Genomic DNA, 259 nt, shown 5'->3' with positions numbered 1-259 from the left:
TATAGCCTCTTCCGTGGTATTGTATCCACCCTCTGGCTACTTGGTTGATTTCCTTTACCAACATTTGAAAGGTTTTCGGTGTTTTCCGACTCGTGACTTGTCTAAGTTTCGCTTTGAATTGCTTCACTGCTTCTTTAGTCGGTCGGTATCGACAGCCTCCATTCGCTTTCATTATCAGACAGCTCAAGAACTTTAAACGGTAAGGACTACCTACTTTACTTTTTTCTATATTCACAACCAATTTCAATTCTTTTGATAG

At 39.8% G+C, this 259-nt stretch carries 1 protein-coding gene; it reads right to left on the bottom strand.

Features of this window, described 5'->3' with window-relative positions; all coding sequences use genetic code 11:
* The coding region (locus HMPREF2811_RS00415) for a group II intron maturase-specific domain-containing protein (protein WP_305793928.1) at nucleotides 1–172 on the bottom strand (172 nt) is incomplete at its 3' end.
* Nucleotides 173–259: the final 87 nt, after the last annotated feature.

The sequence above is a fragment of the Globicatella sp. HMSC072A10 genome (assembly GCF_001811625.1).
GTDB classification, from domain to species: domain Bacteria; phylum Bacillota; class Bacilli; order Lactobacillales; family Aerococcaceae; genus Globicatella; species Globicatella sanguinis.
This window is presented reverse-complemented; position numbering and strand designations above follow the sequence as displayed.